5 protein-coding genes are annotated in these 3000 nt (G+C 44.1%); 4 read left to right on the top strand and 1 reads right to left on the bottom strand.

Features of this window, described 5'->3' with window-relative positions; translation table 11 throughout:
• The 4 genes from BN3349_RS11850 to BN3349_RS11835 all read left to right on the top strand — a co-directional run.
• A partial coding sequence (locus tag BN3349_RS11850) for a PTS sugar transporter subunit IIB (protein WP_180334857.1) occupies positions 1–519 on the top strand: 519 nt, incomplete at its 5' end.
• 18 nt (positions 520–537) lie between these two features.
• On the top strand, positions 538–1335 hold the full coding sequence (locus BN3349_RS11845; protein WP_040977593.1) for a PTS mannose/fructose/sorbose transporter subunit IIC: 798 nt from the start codon (positions 538–540) through the stop codon (positions 1333–1335).
• Positions 1336–1349: 14 nt separating this feature from the next.
• Complete coding sequence (gene manZ, locus BN3349_RS11840) at positions 1350–2180, top strand: PTS mannose transporter subunit IID (RefSeq protein WP_040977592.1); 831 nt, start codon at positions 1350–1352, stop codon at positions 2178–2180.
• 60 nt (positions 2181–2240) lie between these two features.
• The gene (locus BN3349_RS11835; RefSeq protein ID WP_040977595.1) at positions 2241–2621 is read left to right on the top strand and encodes a hypothetical protein; all 381 of its coding nucleotides are present in this window, start codon (positions 2241–2243) and stop codon (positions 2619–2621) included.
• A gap of 62 nt (positions 2622–2683) precedes the next feature.
• On the opposite strand, the gene BN3349_RS12180 is transcribed toward BN3349_RS11835, so the two are convergent.
• Positions 2684–3000, bottom strand: a 317-nt coding sequence (locus BN3349_RS12180) for a hypothetical protein (RefSeq protein WP_218971819.1), incomplete at its 5' end; no start/stop codon positions are given.

Here is a 3000-nt window from a genome sequence, read left to right as displayed (position 1 = left end):
AAAAAACCGACCGCACTTGGTGACAAGATGAACATTTCCTTACTGCGTATTGATAGCCGCTTAATTCATGGTCAGGTAGTGACCTCTTGGGCGAAGGCGGTGAAGTGCGAGGCGATTTTTGCGGTGAGCGATGAAGTGGCGAATGACGTATTACGCCGCGATTTGTTATTGCAGGTCGCACCGGAAAATTTGAAATCCTATGTTATTCCGGTGGAAAAAGCGATTAAGGTTTATCATAACCCGAAATATGCGGGTAAGAATATTTTATGGCTTGTGACCAATCCGACGGATATTTTGCGCTTGATCGATGGCGGCGTGAAAGTGGACAAGGTGAATGTGGGTGGGATGACCTATAAAGAAGGCAACCAACAGCTTTCGCAGGCGGTAACCGTGAGTAGGGCTGATGTGGTGGCGTTTAATAAATTGTTGGACTTGGGCGTTGATTTGAGTCTGCAACAAGTTGCCAGCAGCCCGCGAGATGTGTTGAGCAAACAGAAACTGAATGCGCTTAAATTTTAATTTGTAGAGGATATTATGATGACTCCTATGGAAATTGTGCTGGTGACATTGGTCGCGGCAATTTGTGGTATGGGCAGCGTGCTTGATGAGCGTCAGACTCATCGTCCTTTGGTGGCTTGTACCTTAATCGGTCTGGTTTTAGGTGATTTGACGACCGGGATTATTATCGGCGGTATGTTGGAAATGCTAGCGCTGGGTTGGATGAATGTCGGTGCGGCAATGGCGCCGGATGCTGCATTGGCTTCCGTTATTGCAGCAATTCTGGTGATTAAAGGTGGGCAGGATAAAGGCACCGCAATTGCGATTGCAATTCCAGTTGCAGCAGCCGGCCAGGTGTTGACGATCTTTGTGCGTACGCTGACTATTTTTCTTCAACATAAAGCGGATGATTTTGCCACGCGTGCCAATTTCCGCGGAATTGAATTCTGCCATTTTGCCGGTCTTTCTTTGCAAGCATTGCGCGTTGCCGTGCCAGCGTTTTTTGTCGCTTTAGTGGCGGGGACGGGTACGGTAACGCATGCGCTGGATGCCATTCCGGAAGTGGTGACTCGCGGTTTACAGATCGCCGGCGGATTTATCGTCGTGGTTGGTTATGCTATGGTCATTAATATGATGCGTGCCGGTGCGTTGATGCCGTTTTTCTTTATCGGCTTTGTGATTGCCTCATTCTCTAACTATAATCTGGTCGGTTTAGGTCTGCTGGGCGCTTGTCTGGCTTTAGTTTATATTCAATTAAATCCACGTTTCAATCAGGCGGCATTGCCACAGAGCACATCAAGCAAAACTCTTGCCGATGATGAACTTGAAGGTCTATAAGAAGGAATTTTATTATGTCAGAGAAAAAACAGTTAACTTCGGGCGATATTCGCAGTACATATTGGCGCTCGACATTCCTATTAGGATCGTTTAATTTCGAGCGTATGCAGGCAATGGGCTTTTGTGTGTCGATGATTCCTGCGATTAAACGCTTATACAGTAACAAAGATGATCAGGCGGCAGCGTTGAAACGCCACCTTGAGTTTTTCAATACTCAGCCTTGGGTTGCTTCATCAATTATTGGTGTGACGGCAGCCATGGAACAAGAGCGTGCTAATGGTGCAACGGATATTAATGATGCCGCAATCAGCGGGGTGAAAGTCGGTTTGATGGGGCCGTTAGCCGGGGTAGGCGATCCGATTTTTTGGGGAACCTTGCGTCCAGTATTGGCTGCATTGGGCGCAGGTTTGGCAATCAGCGGTAGCTTATTGGGACCATTGCTCTTTTTTGTCGGGATTAACATTTTTCGTGCGTTAACCCGTTGGTACGGTTTTAAATATGGCTATGCCAAAGGAACAGAAATTGTGCAGGATATGGGCGGCGGTCGTTTGCAGAAACTGACACAAGGCGCATCTATTCTCGGTCTTTTTGTGATGGGAGCATTAGTCTCAAAATGGACGAGCATTACTATTCCGTTGGAACTTTCTCGCTATACTAATCAAGCTGGCGAAGAAGTTGTCACTACGGTACAAAGTGTATTGAATGAGTTGCTGCCGGGACTAGCCGCACTGGGACTGACGTTTTTATGTATGTATTTATTACGTAAGAAAATTAACGCAATGTATATTATTTTCGCCTTATTCGGGGTGGGCATTGTTGGCTATTACTTCGGCATCTTAGCATAGCCTTTAATGATATGATTTCGGGTGGCTTAGGCTGCCCGATTTTGTTTGCGAGAAATGGATATGAAATTAAAAGAATTAATTAAAGCCCCGCCAGCAGAGGGCTATATTAAAAATAGTTCGCTTTTAGTGACCGCACTTTTTGTGATTGGCGGAATACTGTATTATCCGACTGGGGGCTATGGTACGGTTATCGCATTGGTTGCGGCTTTCATTGTGTTATTCGGGCAAAAATTACTGATTTCACAGCTTAATAAAGATATTGCTGATATGTATTTTGCAAGAAAACAGTATGAGGAAACCCATAATCGGGATTATCTGAAGTTTATCGTTGCACGCTCAACACAGATTTTGACGGACAATAAAGTATTATCTGATAAAGGTCTGCGAGAGTTACATATGTTGCGGGAATATGCAGAAAAAGCATTAGAAATAATCGAATAGCTCAAAAAAATAACGGTTAATAAAATTTCTATAAAAAATGCTTGATCCCGCAACCCAAATCTCTATAATACGCCTCCGCAGCCGCGATGACGGCGGGCAGGCGAAAGTGCGGTGGTTTTTTCGATGAAAATGAAAAAATAATCACTTGACGCAAAGTAAGATTCTGTATATACTTGCACGCCTTGCTTAATGCAACTGTTCTTTAACAATCTATCAGACAATCTGTGTGGGCACTTGTTGATTGACTTTGTTGAAATTATTTTAATTTTGAAGTCTTGATAAGTGCTTAACTTAAAATTCATTTTGTGTTTGTCGGGAGGCATTGATTGCGTCCACAAACAAAAATTAAAGCTAAGTGATTTATTGAGCGATTGAACTT

Source organism: Necropsobacter massiliensis (genome assembly GCF_000827595.2).
Classification (GTDB): Bacteria; Pseudomonadota; Gammaproteobacteria; order Enterobacterales; family Pasteurellaceae; genus Necropsobacter; species Necropsobacter massiliensis.
Note: the sequence above shows the minus strand (reverse complement) of the source record. Positions and strands in the feature narration are given on the sequence as shown.